Origin of the sequence: Luminiphilus sp. nBUS_07, from assembly GCF_051201685.1 — a bacterium.
Taxonomy (GTDB): Bacteria; Pseudomonadota; Gammaproteobacteria; order Pseudomonadales; family Halieaceae; genus Luminiphilus.
On sequence record NZ_CP179213.1, the window covers coordinates 277846 to 296280 of the forward strand.

Consider the following 18435-nt stretch of genomic DNA (forward strand, 5'->3'; position numbering starts at 1 on the left):
CGCTGAATTACTGCGAATGGCTTTGGGCCCTTCGGAATTTAGCCGGCGAGTGGCCATTGATTTTTTTAAACGCGGTATAAAAGGTAGAGGTTGAATTGAATCCTACTGATAGCGCGACATCGAGAATGGCTGGGTAACGCTGACTTCCGCTACTTAGAATCTCCATAGCCTCATTAATACGGTATTGATTAACGTAGTCAAAAAACGTCATTTCTAAGCCTGCATTGATGGCCTGAGATAGGTGATTGACCGACGTCCCAAGGCGCTCGGCAAGTCTCGGGAGGGAGAGGTCGGGGTCAAGGTATAGCTTATCTGTGGTCATCAATTGTTCTAGATGCTTCAAAAGAGCCTTCATTGCTTCTGTGTGCAGCCCTGATTTCGCGTACCGCCTTACAGCAAGTGTCGATTTAATCACTTCATCAGGTGTTAAGGCTTGATAGTAGTCGCTAATTTCCTGCGCTGTTGAGCCTTGAAGCGTTATGAATTCAGCGCCACGCCAAACAATGCCTTTATCGGGCTGTTCCATTGGCGATGCCTGATATTGAAAGGCAATAGTTTCCGCATTGTGAAGGACAGCACCCAGCACCTCGAAGTGATAAACCGCTCCCTGAAAATATTCAACGAGCTCGGTTTCCAGTGTGGTGTGTGTCAGTTGTTGTTGGGTTGCCGCATCGATGTAGCGGCCATTCTCGTGGAGGTGTTCTACTACCCCATTAGGGTCCCGCCTGTTCCAGGCATTGACGTAGCTTTCGACAAACGAAACAGCGAAGGCTCTGCGCATCAGGATATTGCTCCAGAAGCAGGTCGCGATATAACATTTGGCAACATCGGGCTGTGCCGTCTCATGAGATTCCGTAGCCTGTCGTTAGACTGCTATCTTACTCTTGGCTACCCTGAAATCCAGCTGCGTAATAAACGGGGTTTTGGGGTGTCTCTGGTGCCGCTATCGCGGGCTCTTTTTTAAAGTTTTTGCGAACGTATCGGCACAGTGGTTGTGCGTACTTTGAGGGGTTAGCCTGAGAGCTACACAAAAAACTTTGGAACGAAGGGTAATAATGAAGGGCTGCAGCGTCGCAAATACTGAGTGTTCAGAATTAGGTCAACTGCCGATTAAATACGGAGTCTTGTTGCGATGACACCACCCTCCCGCCCTATGAGCGGTCACTTTTTGGGGATCGGCTACCCCCAGTGGATAAAGCTCGTTGTTTATTCGCTGCTATTGGTGAATTTCGGGAACTACATCCTGCTCGATATTAATCAGGTGAGCCACACCTACCACGAGGGCTGGCGCTGGTTCGATTGGACCTCTGCTTTTGCAACCACCTTGGACGAGTTGGGCTGGTTCGTCTTGCTTTTTTTGCTCGAGTTGGAGACTTACATTCTTTCAGATGCCGCCTTCACGCCTTTTTGGGTGAGGTGCATGAATATCGTCAGAGTTTCTTGTTACCTCGTTATTGGTCATGCTGTCGTTGCTTACGCAGAGTATCTGCATGACTTGTTGAACAGTGTTGAGCATGTGGGGGTTTCACTTTGTGGTTTTGTCGATCAGGGCCTATCAGCAGCGCGCAATTTGGCCTATCAGGAACTCGACGCCACCAACTGCAAGAGCTTCTCGACAGACACCACGTTTTATATCTTCTCCCAAGGCCAAGTCATTACCGATACGGCCGGCATGGGCGTTGAGTTTGAATTGGCTTGGGCAGACATTGCGGAGGTTCTGCTTTGGTTGCTGATTCTTGCGCTTATTGAAGTCCGCCTGCAGTTACAGGACCGCGGGGTTAGCCGGAGTCGTTTGCTGAGCTTCGCCGAAAACGCGAAGTATTTTCTGTATGGCGGCTTGTGGTTACTTGCGGGGTATTGGGCCTTCCGAGGTCACTGGCTGTTCGCTTGGGATGAGGCGCTTTGGATCTTAGGGTTTATGGCGATTGGCATGAATTTATCGCAATGGCGCGAAGAGATTGAGGCCGAAAAGCAGCCGGCTTAGCCGCTGTATTATCTGCGTGATTAGGTGAGGCTGGGTGGCGTCGCTCTTGCCCGCTCTGGGCCCCAGAAGGCCTTTTTCTGGACGGTGCATCGCGCCACTTTACGATGGTGTCTCAGTTCCTTCTGGTAGTAAATTTCCGTCCAGATCTCACCAGACAACGCTTCGACATTGATCATTGCTAAGGCAATATTTGCTTTGACCGAGGGGGACCACATGGCTGATGTGACGTACCCTATTTCGTCGCCACAGTCGTGATCGCTGTACAGAAGTGCCTCTTCCGCCGGTTTATTACCCTCAATGTTGAGCTTGGTGAGCAGGATTTTTGGTCCTGTTTTGTGTTGTTCAAGCAGTGCGCGTCGACCGTTAAAATGCGGCTTTTTAAAATCTACCAGCCAGGCAAGATCGAGTTCTAAAGGGGTCTGATCGTACTCAAAGTTGACGGTTTTAAGCGCCTCGTTGAACTCCATGTAAGGCATGATAAATCCGGCTTCGAGGCGGGCCATATTAGTGGCGGCCTCGCCGTAGGGCTGGATCCCATAGTTGGCCCCCGCCTCATACAAACGATCCCACAACGTCAGTGCTAGATTGGGTTCAATCCAGAGCTCGTAGCCTAAGTCACCCGTGAAGCCTGTACGTGAGATCATTATCTCGCCCTCAGCAAAGGGGTAGTGGCCTATGTCAAAGGGCTTTAATGCACTAGCGGCCTCCAGCCCCATGGCCTTCAGTACGGCAAAGCTTGTGGGCCCTTGGAGGGACAATGCGGCCAGCGCCTCGGTGTGTTCGACAATCGATAGCTGACTAAACCCTAGGGCGCTTTTGCGCAGCCAAGCTAGGCAGGGACTGCCGCAGGTCAGCAGAAATTTTTTCTCACCCAAACGAAAGATCGTTCCGTCATCGATCATGCGCCCCGAATCATTACACCAGGCGACATAGGTGACACGGTTGATCCGTAGTTTGTTGAGATCACGAGTGACCATGCGATCGAGCATTGCCAAGGCATCTGCGCCCTCGATCAGATATTTTTGCATGGGGCAGATGTCGTAGGTGCCACAAGTGTTGCGGATGCAAAAGTACTCGTAGTCGACGTCATAATAATAATCGGCAAACTTAAACCCGTTCCATGACGACCAGGCATCCCGCAGGTTGAGTGCTGCTTGCCGCTCATGAAAATGCGAGAGCTTTAACCGCTCTCCGGCGTAGGGGTCGGCGGTATTTTCTCGAAGAATATCTGGGTTACTCATCGTAGAAATCATCCTCCGGTACGGTGTTGGGTTTGCGCAGGTCTCGTAAAATCTCGCGGGCTGCGTTGGCGCCACAGGCCGAGGAGACACCGCCGCCGGGGTGAGTTGATGAGCCACACATGTACATGTTTTTCAGAGGCATACGGTACTGCCCGTAACCGGGGAATGGGCGGTTAAACAACAGCTGATCAATCGTTAATTCACCTTGAAATATATTGCCCTCAGTAAGGCCGATCTCATTCTCAATTTCATGGGGGGTACGCACTTCAGCATGAACCACCAAGTCTTTAAAGCCCGGAGAATAGCGCTCGATTTTATCAATAACGGTAGCCCCGAAGGCATCGCGTTTTTCAGGGGTCCAATCGCCGTCCGCCAGTGTGGGCGGGCAATATTGGATGAAAGTCGACATCCAATGGCACCCGGGTGGCGCCACCGTGGGGTCCCAGGCGGAGGGAATCACGGCCTCAATAAAGGGGTCATCGGACCACCGGCCACGTTTCCAGCAGTCGTAGGCACGCTCCATAGTTTCTAGAGAGCCGGAAAAGCCCTGCCCGCCGCGATTGACGTAGCGGTTGTCTGGCACGTGGGTAAACTTTGGCATACCCGACAGGGCGATATTTACTTTTCCTGATGAACCTCGAATTTTGAAATTGCTTGCCCGCTCAAAGATGCCGGGGGGGAGATCATCTTTATCCATTACTTTAGTGAACGTGCGCTTGGCATCGAGGTTAGAGACGACAATTTTGCCGTAAATCTCGTCACCATTTTCCAGGGCTACACCAACGGTAGCGCCGTCTTTTACGAGAATTTTTGCAACAGGAGCTTCTGTCTGAATGCTGCCGCCATGCTCTTTGAGAGCCCCTGCAAGAGCATGGGAAATGGCGCCCATTCCTCCCCTCGCTAAGCCCCAAGCGCCTACGTTGCCGTCGACATCACCCATCACGTGGTGCAACAGAATATAGGCAGAACCGGGAGAATAGACCCCTAGAGCTGTGCCGATAATGCCAGGGCTGGCCATGGCTGACTTAATGAGATCGTTTTCGAAATAGTCATCGAGAAAGTCGGCGGCACTCATAGTAAAAAAACGAATGTATTCGTAAAGCTCGCGCTCACCGAGACCCCAAAATTGTTTCCCTAACCAGAGTAGTTCCTTGATATCTCTGGGCTTGAACGAGCTAGGGTCGGGGGGAGTACGCAGCAGTGTCTTACGAATAAGCTGGGCGTATCGGCCTAGGTCCGCCTGAAACCGCGACATGGCATCGGCGTCGTGGGGTGAATGGCGCCGAAGTTCCAAATAGGCGGCCTCTTCATCGGCGTAGTCTAGAAGCACGCGATCGCCTCGGTCGCTAAAATTCACCGTGCCCAAATAGGGCACCAACAGAAGTCCGTGACGCGTTAAATCAAGATCGCGATGGATGGATTGGCGCATCATGGAGCACACGTAAGAGCAGCTGGAGTAAAACCAGCCTTCGTGCATTTCTCGGGTAACGGCTGCGCCACCGATGTAATCATTTTTTTCTAAGACAACAACATCAAGACCCGCTTTAGCAAGGTAGGCTGCTGCGGTGAGACCGTTGTGGCCGGCGCCAACAATAATCGCATCATATTGCTTCACGATAGAATCTCCCGAGCCGCATTGCGTCCAGGATTACCACTTATGTCGCCAGCAGGATGGCTTCCAGAACCACAAAGATAGAGGCCCTCTATGGGAGTTGCATACTGCGCGGCTTCGTAGGTGGGGCGCATCATAAGAAGCTGATCAATAGCGGGTTCTACATGGTGCCAATGGCCCCCCGTAACCCGAAACTGCTGTTCCAAGTCAATCGGAGTCAGCAGTTCGCTACCCAGCACGAGCGCCTTAATACCCGGTGCATAGTTGTCGAGCTGTGATATCAGCTGCGCGGTCAGATTGTCGCGAGCAGCGTCCGTCCAGCCGCCTTTCAGCTCCCCCGGTATGTACATGACGTTTGCGGAGAGAATGTGCTGACCTGCCGGGGCAGCATCAGGAGTCGTAAGGGTGGGTAAGCAGACATCCATAACAGGATGTTCTGGGAGCTCGCCATATTTAGCGGCGTCCCAGGCAAACTCTATGGTATCCATCGACGGAGCCAGTATCAGCCGCCCTGATGGGGTATCAAGACCGGTGAATTTTGGTAACTCAGACAGTGCCAACTGTAACTTGGCGACGTAGCCCTTGCTGCGCAGCCGGCGAATGCGGTTGCTAAATTCAATTTCCAGATGCCTGGGGCCCACCAAATCAAGAAACGTCGTTTTAGGATCTGCACTGGAAATAACTCGTTCGCTGGTGAGTACCTCGCCATTTTCGAGTTCCACACCGCTGCAGTGTTGGCCCTGTTCGCTGGGTGTTATCACAATCTGCGCTACCGGAGTTCCGGTTCTAATGGTGACCCCGGCGGCAGTCGCGGCGCTGGTCAATGCGTCTACAAATATTTTCATGCCACCGGCGGGTACGCTGTGCTCACCTTCCCAATGTCCCGCCATTCGATTCAGAAGCGTCAAAACGCCCTGATTAGGGGACCGCGGCGCGAGTTGAGAGCCTAACAGGCCGTCCCAACACAGCGCGGCCTTAAGTGATTCCCCTGAGAAGTGTTCATCGACCAAGTCGCGCATGGGTAAGGTGGCCACTCGAAAGAACTCGAGCATATCGGCCTTGCCCATGGTTCGAATGTTGAACCCCATTTGTCCAAAGGTCAGCAAATCTTTCAGGCCCGCTGCGCCAATGCGCGGCATGGTTTTTGACCAAAAGGGCGCAAGGGCTTTGCTAAAGGTGGCGAGCTGCTTCTTGTAGTTAGCGAAGGCGGCGGTATCAGCGTCACACGCACCAGAGAGGTGGGAGCTTTCAAGCCGTACCGGCGGCTCGGAAAGGGACAGTGCCGTCGTGGTCATAGCATCGACACTGGGCACAAACCCATGCCGAGGCAGGTCGAGGGCATCGATTATTGTCTTTGGTAAGGCGTACAGTGTTTGGGCAACAGATGCGTTAAACCCTGTGTGAAACTCTCGCTGACCGGCCAGACCTCCTAGGGTTTCTGCGGCCTCAACGAGCACAACCTGCTGTCCTGCTTTCGCTAGCAGCGTGGCGCATATGAGGCCGTTGTGGCCGCCTCCAATTACGATTGTGTCAGTTGCGCTCATACAAACATCCCAATGTCTGCTGACAGATTAGTTTTCATGAGTTTTTATAGCCACCCTGCCTATACGTTGCTAAACGCTGCGGCAGATGATCTATGTGGCGACCTGCGTCTCTGAGGGGACGGATTTTTCGTTCAAGGTCAGTAGCCAAGTGCCTAGCCCTATTAGCAGTAGGGGCAGGAAGGGTTGAAACGGCCAGAAGGGCAGCCAAAGCTCCAGGGTTTGGGATGAAGTTGGTGCTAACAGAAATGCTGAAACCGATTCTTGCCACAGGGAACCTGTCATCGCCAGTACCAGCCCGCCTGCGACCAGCAGCGTGCCGCCCACCGTATGCCCGCTGATGTTTTGTTGAGGTTGCCGTCGGCTCTTACCCCAGGCCGCGATTCGCAGGGCAAAGGCGGTGAAGCCCAGACCATAAAAAAGGTAGTCGAGCCAAAGATCACTCCCGTAATAGGCTGTATTCCACCAGTAAACACTGAAAGGGTAGGCCCATAGAAAATAGACCCCTGAACGGTGCAATACGCGCCAATGGGCAGCGCTAAGGTAACGTCTTCCAAAGGAAAATGAGGTCACAATCATGGCCACTAGAAACAAATAGCCACTGCTACCCTCCAGCTCGTCTCGTAAGAAATAAATATTGGTGTAGTAGTGATCGGGGTGCCCCACCGAAATCCAAAAAATGAACGCACCCTGCCAGGCCATTGCTGTGGCGAAGGCGAGACCGACGTAGCGCCGATTGCGCAGCAGCCAACGAGTAACAATATTTGGGAACAGGCGCGCCATGGCCGATGTGGCTGTGATCAGAAAAATAAGCGGTACTGCCCAGCGCACAGAATATTGGATCATGGCCGAAATGCCGTCAGGGCTGCTCAAGTCAGTGAGCAGGCTGGCCCTGACCATAAAACCAGCGGGCACCAAAGCGAGCCACCAAAAGAGCGGCCAGCCGTTGATCAGGGGTGACTTATTCATAAAACGTTGCCCGCTCATTTTTCAACCCTTCTTGCGCCGGTAGTCATCATCGGTAATGGAACATAACGAGGCATCGACCCTATTGGCAAGCCATGAGGGCCGGATAGGAAAAAACAAAACTAGGGGCCATCAGTATTAACAGCACAAGCCCGGCAGTATAAGGTTGGCTATCGAGGTTTGCGGGTTGCCGGATAATGACGCGACAAATTATTGTATTTTTATTGGCACTAAGTCCCTGGGCGCTCTCGCTCTATGCGCATTATTGGTTGCAGCAGGGAGAGCTATGGAGCCCTGAAACTCCGTATCGCGCGGTCATTTCTGTTGTTCTCATTGCCTTGGGTATGGTGTTTAGTTTCCTGCTTTATATAAGGCTGACCTGTAACAGAGCGAAGCTATGAATCCCCTGGAAAACTAACGCCACCGATCCTTAGACTGTTTGTGATTCAGTGCGCTTCATTTCGCCGCCATAAATTTATAACCCTAAGGCTTAAAGGTCGTAATAGGCTCTACTGTTTGCAGTAAAGCTCGCATCAAGTGCCTGAGCAGCCACAATTTAGGCGGGCAGAACTTTTCGCCAGGGCCTAATTTGAACGCGCTCGAATAAGCCTGCAAGGGCATAGGGGTCAGCGGCACAGAAGCTATCGGCCTCTGCATGATCATTGAATGCCATGATCAGCATTGAGCCGATCATCTGATTGTCAGAATCCATAAAGGGTCCGGCCATGATAAGTTGCTGCTCAAAGTCCTTGAGGTAGTTAAGATGTGCGTCTCGATTTTCAAGCCGTACAGCGAGATGGCCGAGCTTGTCCTGGCAGTCAATGACAAAAAACATGTGAAATCCCTTTTCAACCGAAACCTGATTATGGCGTATTCGTTTTTTCAAATCTCCTTATTGACGGGCTGTCTGTGAGCGCGTTTCCTCTGCACATCGTGCTTTTTGAGCCCGAGATTCCCGGGAATACCGGTAGCATTATCCGACTTTGCGCCAATACTGGGGCAGCGCTGCATGTCATTAAGCCCCTGGGTTTTGAAATGGATGACAAGCGGCTGCGCCGCGCGGGTTTGGACTACCATGAATTCGCCAGCGTGATGCAGTGGGAATCTCTGGCACATTATCGAGAGCAAAATTCTGATCGCAGGCTTGTGGCGGTGGAGACCTGCGGCGTTGCACGACATTCAAATTTTTCTTTTTCGAATTCAGATGCCCTGTTGTTTGGCTCGGAAACCAAAGGGCTGCCCGAGACAATTTTGGCGACGCTATCTCATGATCACGTAGTCAAATTACCCATGCTGCCCAACAGTCGAAGTCTGAACTTGGCCAATGCCGTGTCGGTCGTCGTTTATGAGGCATGGCGTCAAGGGGATTATCCGGGTGCAAGCTAGACGTCACATCAGGGCAAACGACCTGCCAAAATTCAAAGGTCTTGAGGCCAGTCATTTATCGGAGCAGGTCAGACAGGGGGTACTGAAAAATCAGATGAAACCCCATCCCATGGACGGGTATTGCTATCTCTGCGGCAGATACGATTAACCAGATTATTTAGAGCTGAGTCGGCGGTTTTCGATGAGGCTAAAACCCTCGCTGAACGTGCTTTTCGTTGCAGCAGGTTAGGCGAACAAGGACGCTGGGATTCGCTAGATTCCCAGGTGGTACGTTGCGGTAGATAGAAAAAAGGTGTGAGCGGTGGCAGAAGCAGCTAATGATAAGTCCCAGGGCGATAATCAGTATCGCGACGAACAAGCTCAGGCAGTGCGCCCCAAAGAAGCTGCCACGTTGGTGATTGTTCGCCAAGGCAGTGAGCCCAAAGTTCTTATGGGTAAGCGTGCGGCCAGTCATGTGTTTATGCCCAATAAATTTGTTTTTCCCGGTGGGCGTCTTGATGCTATTGATCAACGAATAAGGGTGCCCTCTGATCTCAGCGACCCTGTTATTGGGCGGCTGCAAAAGGAAACTCGAAAAAATGTCTCCAACCACAAGTTACGGGGGCTGGCATTGGCGGCGATTAGAGAGACCTACGAAGAGACAGGGCTTATTATTGGACGGAAGACCGGGCAAAAATTAACTACTAATAACGCCGTTTGGCAGCGCTATTTTGATCATGGCGTTGAGCCTCCGTTGGATAAAATCGATTTTATTGCGCGAGCCGTTACCCCCACGTATCGCAATCGTCGCTTCGATACGCGGTTTTTTATGATCTTCGATGATTTCATACAAACAGACCCTGACGATATGGTTAAAGCTTCCGGTGAGCTACTCGACCTCCATTGGTTAACCCTGTCTGAGACGCAGAACCTTGATTTACCTACGATTACTCGTTGGATTATTGATATGGTCGATCAGCGTCTAAAGTTGAGCCGTGACGCACAGCTGCAAGCGCCGGCAACCTACGTTCGATTTATCAATGGCAAGCCACGCATTACAACGCTATAGCGCGGGCTCAAACGCCAGCATCAAGGATCATGTGTTAAGGCTGCATGGGTGTTGACTCTGATAGGGGGAAGTTAAACATGCGGTGGATAAACATTGGCAAAGACCGCAGCCGCAGAATGACGCCGGTGCCGGTGATGGTATTTCTCCCGAGAAGCTTTTAGCATTGGCTCCGCAATCAAAAAAATGAAAATTAAGACTGATCGGCTTAATGTGCCGCGAATTTCCCTCAACACCACGGCCAACCACCTCTCTTTAATCGTTTTGGAGTAACCCTTTGACCTCAACCGATATTTTATTTCAGCCCTTTGAAACACCGAATCTCACATTGAAGAATCGTGTGGTGATGGCGCCCATGACGCGCAATATGTGTCCCGACAATGTGCCGGGAGAGCATGTTGTCGACTATTACCGTAAGCGCGCCGAAGGCGGGGTCGGTCTCATCATTACTGAAGGCACCCACCCGCAGGTCAATGCTGCTGAGGGCTACCTAAATGTCCCATTTTTTCATGGTGCAGCACTCGACGGCTGGGCTGAGGTTGTTAAGGCAGTGCACCAAGCGGGAGGAAAAATTGCACCTCAGCTTTGGCATTGCGGGGGCATGCGCGGGTCGGGGGATCTAAAAATTGGTGAGGGGGAGTCCTTGGGGCACACACCCTCAGGAATGAACGTGCCGGGCAAACAAAATCGGCACGCTATGACTGACTCAGAGATTCAAGATGCGATTGATGCCTTTGTTCAAGGTGTCACGGCAGCTAAGTCGGTGGGGTTTGACGCGGTAGAGCTACACGGCGCGCACGGCTATTTACTGGACCAGTTTTTTTGGGGTGGAACCAACATTAGAGAAGACCAATGGGGCGGCGACATGGCTCATCGCGGGCAGTTTGTCGCTGAGATCGTTCGCGCAAGCAGGGAGGCTGTGGGCGCTGATTTCCCCATTATTTTGCGGTACTCGCAGTGGAAGCAACAGGACTTCACCGCACGATTGGCGGAAACCCCTGAAGCCTTGGAGCGCTTTCTTACCCCCTTGGTAGACGCAGGCGTTGATCTTTTTCATTGCTCACAACGGCGGTTCTGGGAGTCGGAGTTTGAAGGCAGCGACCTGAACCTTGCGGGCTGGACGAAAAAGCTTACGGGTGTCCCCACCATAACGGTGGGCAGTATTAGCCTAGATAAAGACTTTATTCCTGAGCCCGGAGAGGGGTTTTTCAGCGGTGGCGATATCGCCAGTATCGACAAGCTCTTGGAGTCGTTAGAGCGCGGTGAGTTTGATCTTGCGGCGGTGGGAAGGGCATTGATTGCTAATCCCGACTGGGCAAATAAAGTTCAGCAGGGTGGTGTGAGCAGTCTCGCCCCCTATGAGAAAGAAATGCTCATGAAGTTGGTATAACGGTGGTTGTTGAGATGGATGCACTTGGAGGCAGGCAGGTTCAAAGACTCCGTCGCAGACTTTTCTCTACAGCGGCGCGCACCTAGTGTTGCTCTATTGAGCTATGCGGGAGTGCTAGCTTAGCGCCCAGCTTTTGCATCGCGGCGGCCGCGTTTGGTCAGTGGTACGCCGTTTTCGTCGACAGTACTCTTGGGTTTCTCACCTTTGGCTTTCTTTGAAGCGCGACTTTGTGCGATCAAGCTTAAGGTTTCTTGGTCCCGTAGTTTGGTTGCGTTTTTCTCGAGAGTATCCAGTTCCTCAAAGCTGTACACGTCACTCTTCAGCTTTTCTATTCTATTCATCGCATGCTCGTAATGGGGTAGGTTGACTGGCGTCTTTTCACGACAGGAAAAATGGGCATCCACAAGGCTATAAACCGAGGCAGGAGCTCAGCATAACATGGCAATGGCCGAAACCTGGGTTGGCAAGTTTTCATTCAGGCGTAAGCCACGGGGAGTATGACCGGGGGGTATCTATGGGTTCAAATAACGCCTGTGAAATGCCAAGCACTGCTTCAATCGACGGCACGCGTTGAATTGCCAGAAATGAGGCGTTGCTTAACCTACAAGAGCAGCGGCATTGATTAAACAGTGGGTCGGCGTTGTCTATATTGACAAAGAGTCGGAATAGCAACATTTTTTGAAGGGGTAGGAGCTGCCACCTCGGGCACAGCGTCACAAGAAGAAAGAGGCTTTGAATAACATGATGAACCGGGAAAGAATTAACGCGCTGGGAGATGAACTCTATAACGCACTACGAAGTGGGCAAGCGGTGTCTCCGCTGACCGATCGTGAGGGTGATATCCAAATTGAAGACGCCTACCACATCAGTTTGCGAGTGTTGGATCGCAGGGTGGAGGGTGATGGTGAGACCATTGTCGGTAAGAAAATTGGGGTAACCAGTAAGCCGGTACAGGAAATGCTGGGCGTGTTTCAGCCGGATTTTGGATTTTTGATGGACACCATGGAGTACCCCAACGGTTCAGATATTCCTATCGCCGGCCATCTTATTGCTCCTATGGCGGAAGGGGAAATTGCTTTTCGTTTGAAGAAGGATCTTGTTGGTCCGGGGGTTACTGAAGCCGACGTTCTGGACGCTACCGAAACCGTTATACCCTGTTTCGAAATTGTTGATTCCCGGATTGCCGACTGGAAGATAAAAATTCAAGACACCGTGGCCGATAACGCCTCGTGTGGTGTTTATGTTTTGAGTGAAACCGAAGTTGACCCTAGAGACGTTGATTTGCCGAATCTACACATGAAAATTTATAAAAACGGTGAATTTCAATCGGAGGGTTTGGGCAGCGCGGTACAGGGCAACCCATTGACCGCAGTGGCCTGGTTAGCCAATACCCTGGGGGAGTTTGGAATACCGTTTAAAGCTGGCGAAGTGATTTTATCCGGCTCTTTAGCGCCCTTGATTCCGGTGGTGGCTGGGGATGAGATGTCACTTGAAGTTGCAGGCGTCGGCAGTTGTAGCTGTCGGTTCGTCTAGCACAATAGACTCGACAAATTTGCGCCAAAACACACCTTCGTTTTTGGCGGATGACAAGGATTGAGGCATGAGTAATAGGATAAAAGCAGCCATTATCGGTCCCGGCAATATTGGTACTGACTTGCTAGTGAAAGCGCAGCGCAGCGAAGTGATTGAGCCGGTTTGGATGGTGGGGGTGGACGCCGAATCTCCCGGGTTAGCACGCGCAGCAGAGTTGGGTTTGAAGACGACGGCCGAAGGTGTAGAAGGCATGCTTCCCACCATGAGGGACGATGGCGTGCAAATCTGCTTCGATGCTACCTCAGCCTATGTCCATGCGGAGAACAGTCGCAAGGTCAATGAGCAAGGGGCGGTTATGATCGACCTGACCCCAGCGGCTATTGGCCCGTTTTGTGTTCCTCCCGTAAATTTAGTCGACGCCGTTGCGAAGAAAGCAATGAATGTAAATATGGTGACTTGCGGTGGTCAGGCAACGATTCCGCTAGTGGCCGCGGTGAGTCGCATCCAAGAAGTGGTTTATGGAGAGATTGTTGCGACGGTAAGTTCCAAGTCTGCGGGGCCAGGAACGCGGAAGAATATTGACGAATTCACTCGCACGACGGCCAAGGGCATTGAGGTGTGCGGTGGTGCCCACTCTGGTAAGGCAATTATTGTCATTAACCCGGCTGAGCCCCCCCTGATCATGCGCGACACGGTGCACTGCCTGACACAAGAAACCCCCAATCAGGAAGCCATCATTGAATCTGTGCACGCGATGATTAAAGAGGTACAGCAATATGTGCCGGGGTACACCCTTAAAAATGGGCCGGTATTCGACGGTAAGCGTGTGTCGATTTACATGGAGGTTGAAGGCCTCGGTGACTTCCTGCCCAAGTATGCGGGGAACCTCGACATCATGACCGCGGCGGGATTGCGCACGGCAGAAATGTACGCCGAGGAAATGTTAGCGGGCAGATTTGTGCCAGCTGCTGGATAGGGTGCGAGCCAAGCAATTTAAGCAAGTCATCGTATAAAAGGTAGTCGGCCAGATCCGATCCGGCCCCAAGACACAAGAGAGCAGCTAATGGACTTAAAAGGAAAGAAAATCACCGTCCACGACATGTGCCTGCGTGATGGCATGCACCCCAAGCGGCACCAAATTACCGTCGATGAGATGGTAACTATCTCCAAGGCGATGGATGATGCCGGCGTTCCGCTCATTGAAGTGACCCACGGCGACGGTCTTGGTGGCTCGTCGGTAAACTACGGGTTCCCCGCGGCCAGCGATGAGGAATATCTCACCGCGGTCTGTAAAGAAATGAAAAATGCCAAAATTTCGGCGCTATTGCTTCCCGGTATTGGCACTGTTGATCACCTAAAAATGGCGGTTGACTGCGGGATTTCAACGATTCGCGTTGCGACACACTGCACGGAGGCCGATGTCTCTGAGCAGCACCTCAGCATGGCGAAGAGCATCGACAACTTGGATACGGTGGGCTTTCTGATGATGGCCCACATGATTGAAGCCGAGGAATTAGTTGTGCAGCTGAAGATGATGGAAGACTTCGGCGCTAACTGTGTTTACATCACAGACTCTGCCGGTTACATGCTCCCTGATGATGTGACTTCGCGCATTGCCCTCGCCCGGGCCGAACTTAAACCCGAGACAGAGTTGGGTTTTCACGGACACCACAATATGGCGATGGGCGTTGCCAACTCGGTTGCTGCTGTCGCAGCGGGTGCAAACCGTATCGACGGCTCCCTTGCAGGTCTGGGTGCTGGTGCGGGTAACACGCCCTTGGAGGTTTTTGTTGCCGTTTGTGATCGTATGGGCATTGAGACTGGCATCGATACTTTTAAAGCTATGGATATTGCCGAGGATTTGATCGTACCTATGATGGATCATATGGTTCGTGTCGACCGCGATGCGCTCACACTGGGCTACGCGGGTGTGTACTCATCATTTTTGCTGTTCGCCAAGCGCAGCGCCGAGAAGTACAACTTGTCTACCCGAGATATTTTAGTGGAGCTTGGACGGCGCCGTACCGTGGGTGGCCAAGAAGATATGATTGAAGACCTCGCACTCGATATGGCAAAAGCACAAGGCACACTCTAGACCTGAGTCAGCGATGCGTTTTTGGCATCATTGAGAGCCAGGCCGCAGCAGGTTATGGGTATCGAACTTTAGTGCCCGCAACTGCAGCCCAGCAACCAGGAATTCAACTCAGGCAACCGCTATGTTGGCCTGCTTGAGTTCCCACAGCGCGTTAAAAAATTCTTCACGTCCTGCCTTCAGACGTTTACGAGCCTGTTGCATCTCGGCACGTAAATTCTCTCGTCTGGCACGTAAATCCCGAATTAGATCTTCCTGAGTCACTCCCATACGCTCTCGGGCAGCGGCCATGCTATCGGCTCCTGACTGTCGTATCTGATGGGTGAGTCTCTTTTTTTCTAGTTTAAATTGATCCCAGGCCTTAGCGGCAGCAAGCCACTCATCTCCTAATGAGGCTAGTTTTTCTTCCCACTGCTGCCAAATTACGGAGGGTGATTTTGCTTTTGTGTCCCGAACCTTACGACGGGCAATAATTTGTGCTTCTTGCCAGCGACTCGCTCGGTTGAGCCCCTCAACCAATCCCAGAGCTCTTAGCGCCAGAATGGCATACCGGGTGGGGTCCAGCACCCAGCCGCTCCAGCCAAATCCGTTGCGGAAATCTCTCGGGTAGTCATGGTGGTCAGCATGGTGATTGCCCTCTCCCAGCGGACCCAGCCAGACGTAGTTGTTGCGAGCAGAGCTGATTAAGCCTTTTTTGAATCCCCACATGTGCGTCACGCTGTTCACTGTCCATGTGTTGTGCTGCGCGAGCACAAAACCTGCGCTACCCGCCAATAACATGCAGAAACCTCCCAGCCAGCCCGCGAGTACGATGCCGAGCGCAATCGGTAATACAAAGTTAGCCACAATGAGGAGTGGAAGGTAGTGCTTGTCCTGCCAAACTATGGCGGGGTGTGCCTTGGCTTTAAGTGCCCCATCAAACTCGCGGGAATAGGGGTGGTTGAATAAATAGGTGAACATGTGTGACCACAAAAAATTCCGCCAACTGGTGCTAAACCAAGTGGCAGAGTAGGGGTCTAGGTGGTGTTGGCCGGTTTTATCGACCGAGTGATGAATGACATGCTGCGCCGACCATCGGCGCACGCTGCCCTGCACAGCAAAAAGCTGCAGCGCCAAGAAGATGATGTGCGTTGGTAATCGAACGTCTTTTGCCGCGCCATGGGCAATAAGCCTGTGGGAATATACGGTTGTTGATAGTGCGCCAATGAAGGCGTGTACAAGCGTCCACGCCAACATCACTTGCCAAAGACCTGCTGGGGCATAGGCATAGGCGACAGGTGTTAGTAGCAATACGAGAACGTGGCTGATAACTAGGAAAGAACCTATACCCCAGTCGATGCTGAAGCCCGCCTTAAACACATCTGAAAAACGATGATAAAGCGGTTGTTGAGTGGCCGTGGTGGTAGGGGGCTGACTCGTTGACATGCGTGTGAATTCCATTTCTAGGTGGTAAATAAAAAGGGGGAGCTTAACTGTTATACGGTGCGAGTGGCTAAAGTGTTTCAAGCACCTCATACGAGTGGCGCGCCCTGCCGCTCAGACATCTGTCCTTGCCTGAAATCAGCGGTTTTCTATGAATCTAGGGTAGCGCGTGGCGCTGCTTGACCGGTAGCCAAAAACAATGGAGCCCGACCGCTAGTGCGCTCTGAATTGCTGTCTAAGTTTAGCCGAGTCTGCGGCGGAGTGAAAAGCGCCAAGTTATTAAAAGTACAGGTATTTGGGTCTTGTCATGGCCCGCAGCATGCCCGTATGGAGATGATTCTTGCACTACGTGCATCAACTCGCTTACTCGATGTCCGTAGGCAGTGTTTACTGTAGAAAATAAGCTAGTAGCGACTTAATGTGCGATGAACGGTCCCCCTCGGCCTGTACACGAAATACGCCAATCGTTAGGGTTGTTTGTGATGGCATTTGGCGTCTCACCGGCACAGAGGATCCTTTAAATGAATGTAAAATCAGCATTATTTTCGTCCACGGCAGTTGTTTTAGCTGCGTGTAGTGCCGAGCCTACCCCGGAAGTGACTGTAAAAGTCGCGTCAGAGCCAGTGGCTGTTTCAACACCTGACACGAGTGCAGCACTACCCGACGGCGCATACCTCATTGAGGGCGTCACCGTTACCGAAGACGGTGAGGTCAGTTATTACACTCGGGATCAAATAAAGATTTATTCGAAGGGGCGGTTTATGTATGCCTTTGAGAATGCCCTGACAGATAATATTGACGTGGGGGCGGGTAATGCCACTTGGAACAACGGTGTCATGGTTGAGGTACCCAGAGTAAATCACGATGGCCCAGTGTCCGGTTATAGCTTCGATGTTGCCATTGAGCCAACTGCTGCGGGCTTTAAGCAATCGATTATTGGCATGCCCTATGAAGGGGGACGTCTGCTGGATATGGTTGAAGTTTGGAACACAGCATCCACAAAAACGTCGCCTTTTGACGGGTTGTGGAGCCTTGAGGCTCGTGACACTGCTGATTCGGGTATGACCGCTTTTGCTGAAACAAAGATGATTGGTGGTGGTCATTTTATCTGGTTGCAGAATGTCGCCTATCAGGGTGAGACAGCTCAGGATTTTGGTTATGGCTCTTTTGCAGTGGATGCTGAGGGCAATGCCATTGAAACCGCAATGGTGAGTTCGATGGAGGAATATGAGGGCACCGTTAATGAGGTCAAAATGGTGCTGATTGACGAGAACCACTTCACGCAGTCATTTATTTATAACGACGAAGTGATTACACAGTCTTACGTGAGGATGTGAGGGGCGTGCCGTAACCGCGATCCGCGGCACGGCTTTTGGCACAAAAAACTAAACGCTGGCTTATGCTCATTGTTTGCTGAACGGAAGGGGGTGCGACTATTACCCGGCAGACGTGGGTTCGTGAATCTGATCGAGACGCAGTCGTCGATGAGAACTTGGCCGTCTTTATAAGCTTGTCCTATAGTTTTCTTTCTGTTCCAGTGGCGATAGGCTATCGGCCCCGCCGGTGCTGACTTTTTGAGGTGCAGCATTGATTTTAGTGAATTCTACGAGGAACTTTTAGCGTGGTTGATGTGAGCCAAGCAGCAGCAACTTTACCCATAGCAACCGACGGAGGAGTCCGCAGCTGCGGTGGCTGCACTGCCTGTTGTGAGGGAGGACTTTGGGATAAAAGCATGAAGCTTTCCCCAGGCCATGCCTGCCAGCATATCTCGCCTGAGGGTTGCGGAATTTATGAATCAAGACCCGAAAAGCCCTGCAGAACCTTTAAGTGTGCATGGCTCACTGAAGAGGACGACTTTCCCGATGCCATGCGGCCGGATCTTTCAGGGGCTATCCCTGTTCATGACCGCGATTGGTATGACTGGAAGGTATTACGGTTATATCCACGTGTTGCTACCGTTGCACCCGAGGTTCTTGAGTGGTTTGTGGCCTATGCGAAGCCCAAGCAAGAGCCGGTAATCTTTTATGAGCATCGCTGGGAAGGGGATGACTACAAAGGGATGTCTGAGAAAGCATTAGGCCCCCCTAAATTTTCTGAGGATGTTCAAAAAAAGCCCTCTGAGTCAGACGTCTTTCGATCGTTTAACAACGATTGAAGCGCGGCAGAACAGGCCAAGTTCATCCAAAAAGCGTGGGGGTGTACGGTAAAAAAGCACCGGGCTTA

The 18435-nt window shown here is 51.9% G+C and carries 18 protein-coding genes; 10 read left to right on the forward strand and 8 right to left on the reverse strand.

All coding sequences use genetic code 11. The features are described 5' to 3' along the window. Positions 1-7: 7 nt before the first annotated feature. Positions 8-781 (reverse strand): helix-turn-helix domain-containing protein, encoded by a 774-nt coding sequence (locus ACMAZB_RS01310; protein ID WP_435218918.1) that lies wholly within the window; start codon positions 779-781, stop codon positions 8-10. Positions 782-1132: 351 nt separating this feature from the next. Between ACMAZB_RS01310 and ACMAZB_RS01315 the strand changes: the two genes are divergently transcribed. Then, on the forward strand, positions 1133-1984 hold the full coding sequence (locus ACMAZB_RS01315) for a hypothetical protein (RefSeq protein ID WP_435218920.1): 852 nt from the start codon (positions 1133-1135) through the stop codon (positions 1982-1984). Between the two features lie 20 nt (positions 1985-2004). Here ACMAZB_RS01315 and ACMAZB_RS01320 read toward each other — a convergent pair whose 3' ends face one another. The 4 genes from ACMAZB_RS01320 to ACMAZB_RS01335 all read right to left on the reverse strand — a co-directional run bounded on the left by ACMAZB_RS01320 (position 2005) and on the right by ACMAZB_RS01335 (position 7347). Next, positions 2005-3225 carry an aminomethyltransferase family protein gene (locus ACMAZB_RS01320; protein WP_435218922.1) on the reverse strand — a complete coding sequence of 407 codons (1221 nt, stop codon included), beginning with the start codon at positions 3223-3225 and terminating at the stop codon, positions 2005-2007. Continuing rightward, the gene (locus ACMAZB_RS01325) at positions 3218-4840 is read right to left on the reverse strand and encodes a phytoene desaturase family protein (protein WP_435218924.1); all 1623 of its coding nucleotides are present in this window, start codon (positions 4838-4840) and stop codon (positions 3218-3220) included. The genes ACMAZB_RS01320 and ACMAZB_RS01325 overlap by 8 nt, the downstream gene beginning before the upstream one ends. Next, on the reverse strand, positions 4837-6381 hold the full coding sequence (locus tag ACMAZB_RS01330) for a phytoene desaturase family protein (RefSeq protein WP_435218926.1): 1545 nt from the start codon (positions 6379-6381) through the stop codon (positions 4837-4839). The genes ACMAZB_RS01325 and ACMAZB_RS01330 overlap by 4 nt, the downstream gene beginning before the upstream one ends. A 90-nt stretch (positions 6382-6471) precedes the next feature. Further along, a complete protein-coding gene (locus ACMAZB_RS01335) occupies positions 6472-7347 on the reverse strand; it encodes a hypothetical protein (RefSeq protein ID WP_435218927.1) in 876 nt (291 codons plus the stop codon). 194 nt (positions 7348-7541) lie between these two features. Between ACMAZB_RS01335 and ACMAZB_RS01340 the strand changes: the two genes are divergently transcribed. Then, on the forward strand, positions 7542-7745 hold the full coding sequence (locus tag ACMAZB_RS01340) for a hypothetical protein (protein ID WP_435218928.1): 204 nt from the start codon (positions 7542-7544) through the stop codon (positions 7743-7745). Between the two features lie 155 nt (positions 7746-7900). Here the strand turns inward: ACMAZB_RS01340 and ACMAZB_RS01345 are convergent, their stop codons facing one another. After that, positions 7901-8179: a YciI family protein gene (locus ACMAZB_RS01345; protein ID WP_435218929.1), complete on the reverse strand. Its 279-nt coding sequence runs from the start codon at positions 8177-8179 to the stop codon at positions 7901-7903. Positions 8180-8253: 74 nt separating this feature from the next. Here ACMAZB_RS01345 and trmL point away from each other — a divergent pair, with 74 nt between their 5' ends. From trmL to ACMAZB_RS01360, 3 genes are all read left to right on the forward strand, one after another. After that, entirely contained in the window at positions 8254-8730 is a 477-nt protein-coding gene (gene trmL / locus ACMAZB_RS01350) for a tRNA (uridine(34)/cytosine(34)/5-carboxymethylaminomethyluridine(34)-2'-O)-methyltransferase TrmL (protein WP_435213787.1), read from the forward strand. A 301-nt stretch (positions 8731-9031) separates the two neighbouring features. Next, positions 9032-9778, forward strand: coding sequence for an NUDIX hydrolase (locus tag ACMAZB_RS01355; protein WP_435218931.1), 747 nt, complete (start codon positions 9032-9034; stop codon positions 9776-9778). 274 nt (positions 9779-10052) lie between these two features. Then, positions 10053-11165 carry an NADH:flavin oxidoreductase gene (locus ACMAZB_RS01360; protein ID WP_435213790.1) on the forward strand — a complete coding sequence of 371 codons (1113 nt, stop codon included), beginning with the start codon at positions 10053-10055 and terminating at the stop codon, positions 11163-11165. A gap of 119 nt (positions 11166-11284) precedes the next feature. On the opposite strand, the gene ACMAZB_RS01365 is transcribed toward ACMAZB_RS01360, so the two are convergent. Further along, entirely contained in the window at positions 11285-11506 is a 222-nt protein-coding gene (locus tag ACMAZB_RS01365; protein ID WP_435213792.1) for a hypothetical protein, read from the reverse strand. Positions 11507-11906: 400 nt separating this feature from the next. On the opposite strand from ACMAZB_RS01365, the gene ACMAZB_RS01370 reads away from it, so the two are divergent. From ACMAZB_RS01370 to dmpG, 3 genes are all read left to right on the forward strand, one after another. Then, complete coding sequence (locus ACMAZB_RS01370; protein ID WP_435220106.1) at positions 11907-12698, forward strand: fumarylacetoacetate hydrolase family protein; 792 nt, start codon at positions 11907-11909, stop codon at positions 12696-12698. A gap of 67 nt (positions 12699-12765) precedes the next feature. Then, positions 12766-13674, forward strand: a complete 909-nt coding sequence (locus ACMAZB_RS01375) for an acetaldehyde dehydrogenase (acetylating) (RefSeq protein WP_435218933.1) — start codon at positions 12766-12768, stop codon at positions 13672-13674. An 87-nt stretch (positions 13675-13761) separates the two neighbouring features. Then, positions 13762-14793 carry a 4-hydroxy-2-oxovalerate aldolase gene (gene dmpG / locus ACMAZB_RS01380; RefSeq protein ID WP_435213795.1) on the forward strand — a complete coding sequence of 344 codons (1032 nt, stop codon included), beginning with the start codon at positions 13762-13764 and terminating at the stop codon, positions 14791-14793. 108 nt (positions 14794-14901) lie between these two features. On the opposite strand, the gene ACMAZB_RS01385 is transcribed toward dmpG, so the two are convergent. Continuing rightward, entirely contained in the window at positions 14902-16215 is a 1314-nt protein-coding gene (locus ACMAZB_RS01385) for a hypothetical protein (protein ID WP_435218935.1), read from the reverse strand. A gap of 518 nt (positions 16216-16733) precedes the next feature. Between ACMAZB_RS01385 and ACMAZB_RS01390 the strand changes: the two genes are divergently transcribed. Then, the gene (locus ACMAZB_RS01390) at positions 16734-17549 is read left to right on the forward strand and encodes a hypothetical protein (RefSeq protein ID WP_435218937.1); all 816 of its coding nucleotides are present in this window, start codon (positions 16734-16736) and stop codon (positions 17547-17549) included. Between the two features lie 395 nt (positions 17550-17944). After that, complete coding sequence (locus ACMAZB_RS01395) at positions 17945-18367, forward strand: hypothetical protein (RefSeq protein WP_435218938.1); 423 nt, start codon at positions 17945-17947, stop codon at positions 18365-18367. The last annotated feature ends 68 nt before the right edge of the window (positions 18368-18435 follow it).

Bases quoted from the DNA above. Each gene is read 5' to 3' on its own strand.
- ACMAZB_RS01345 (WP_435218929.1), bottom strand. From the start codon at position 8,179: ATGTTTTTTGTCATTGACTGCCAGGACAAGCTCGGCCATCTCGCTGTA.
- ACMAZB_RS01315 (WP_435218920.1), top strand. From the start codon at position 1,133: ATGACACCACCCTCCCGCCCTATGAGCGGTCACTTTTTGGGGATCGGC.
- ACMAZB_RS01365 (WP_435213792.1), bottom strand. From the start codon at position 11,506: ATGAATAGAATAGAAAAGCTGAAGAGTGACGTGTACAGCTTTGAGGAA.
- ACMAZB_RS01395 (WP_435218938.1), top strand. From the start codon at position 17,945: ATGAAGCTTTCCCCAGGCCATGCCTGCCAGCATATCTCGCCTGAGGGT.
- ACMAZB_RS01370 (WP_435220106.1), top strand. From the start codon at position 11,907: ATGATGAACCGGGAAAGAATTAACGCGCTGGGAGATGAACTCTATAAC.
- ACMAZB_RS01385 (WP_435218935.1), bottom strand. From the start codon at position 16,215: ATGTCAACGAGTCAGCCCCCTACCACCACGGCCACTCAACAACCGCTT.
- ACMAZB_RS01330 (WP_435218926.1), bottom strand. From the start codon at position 6,381: ATGAGCGCAACTGACACAATCGTAATTGGAGGCGGCCACAACGGCCTC.
- ACMAZB_RS01310 (WP_435218918.1), bottom strand. From the start codon at position 781: ATGCGCAGAGCCTTCGCTGTTTCGTTTGTCGAAAGCTACGTCAATGCC.
- ACMAZB_RS01335 (WP_435218927.1), bottom strand. From the start codon at position 7,347: ATGAATAAGTCACCCCTGATCAACGGCTGGCCGCTCTTTTGGTGGCTC.
- dmpG (WP_435213795.1), top strand. From the start codon at position 13,762: ATGGACTTAAAAGGAAAGAAAATCACCGTCCACGACATGTGCCTGCGT.
- ACMAZB_RS01320 (WP_435218922.1), bottom strand. From the start codon at position 3,225: ATGAGTAACCCAGATATTCTTCGAGAAAATACCGCCGACCCCTACGCC.
- ACMAZB_RS01390 (WP_435218937.1), top strand. From the start codon at position 16,734: ATGAATGTAAAATCAGCATTATTTTCGTCCACGGCAGTTGTTTTAGCT.
- ACMAZB_RS01375 (WP_435218933.1), top strand. From the start codon at position 12,766: ATGAGTAATAGGATAAAAGCAGCCATTATCGGTCCCGGCAATATTGGT.
- ACMAZB_RS01340 (WP_435218928.1), top strand. From the start codon at position 7,542: ATGACGCGACAAATTATTGTATTTTTATTGGCACTAAGTCCCTGGGCG.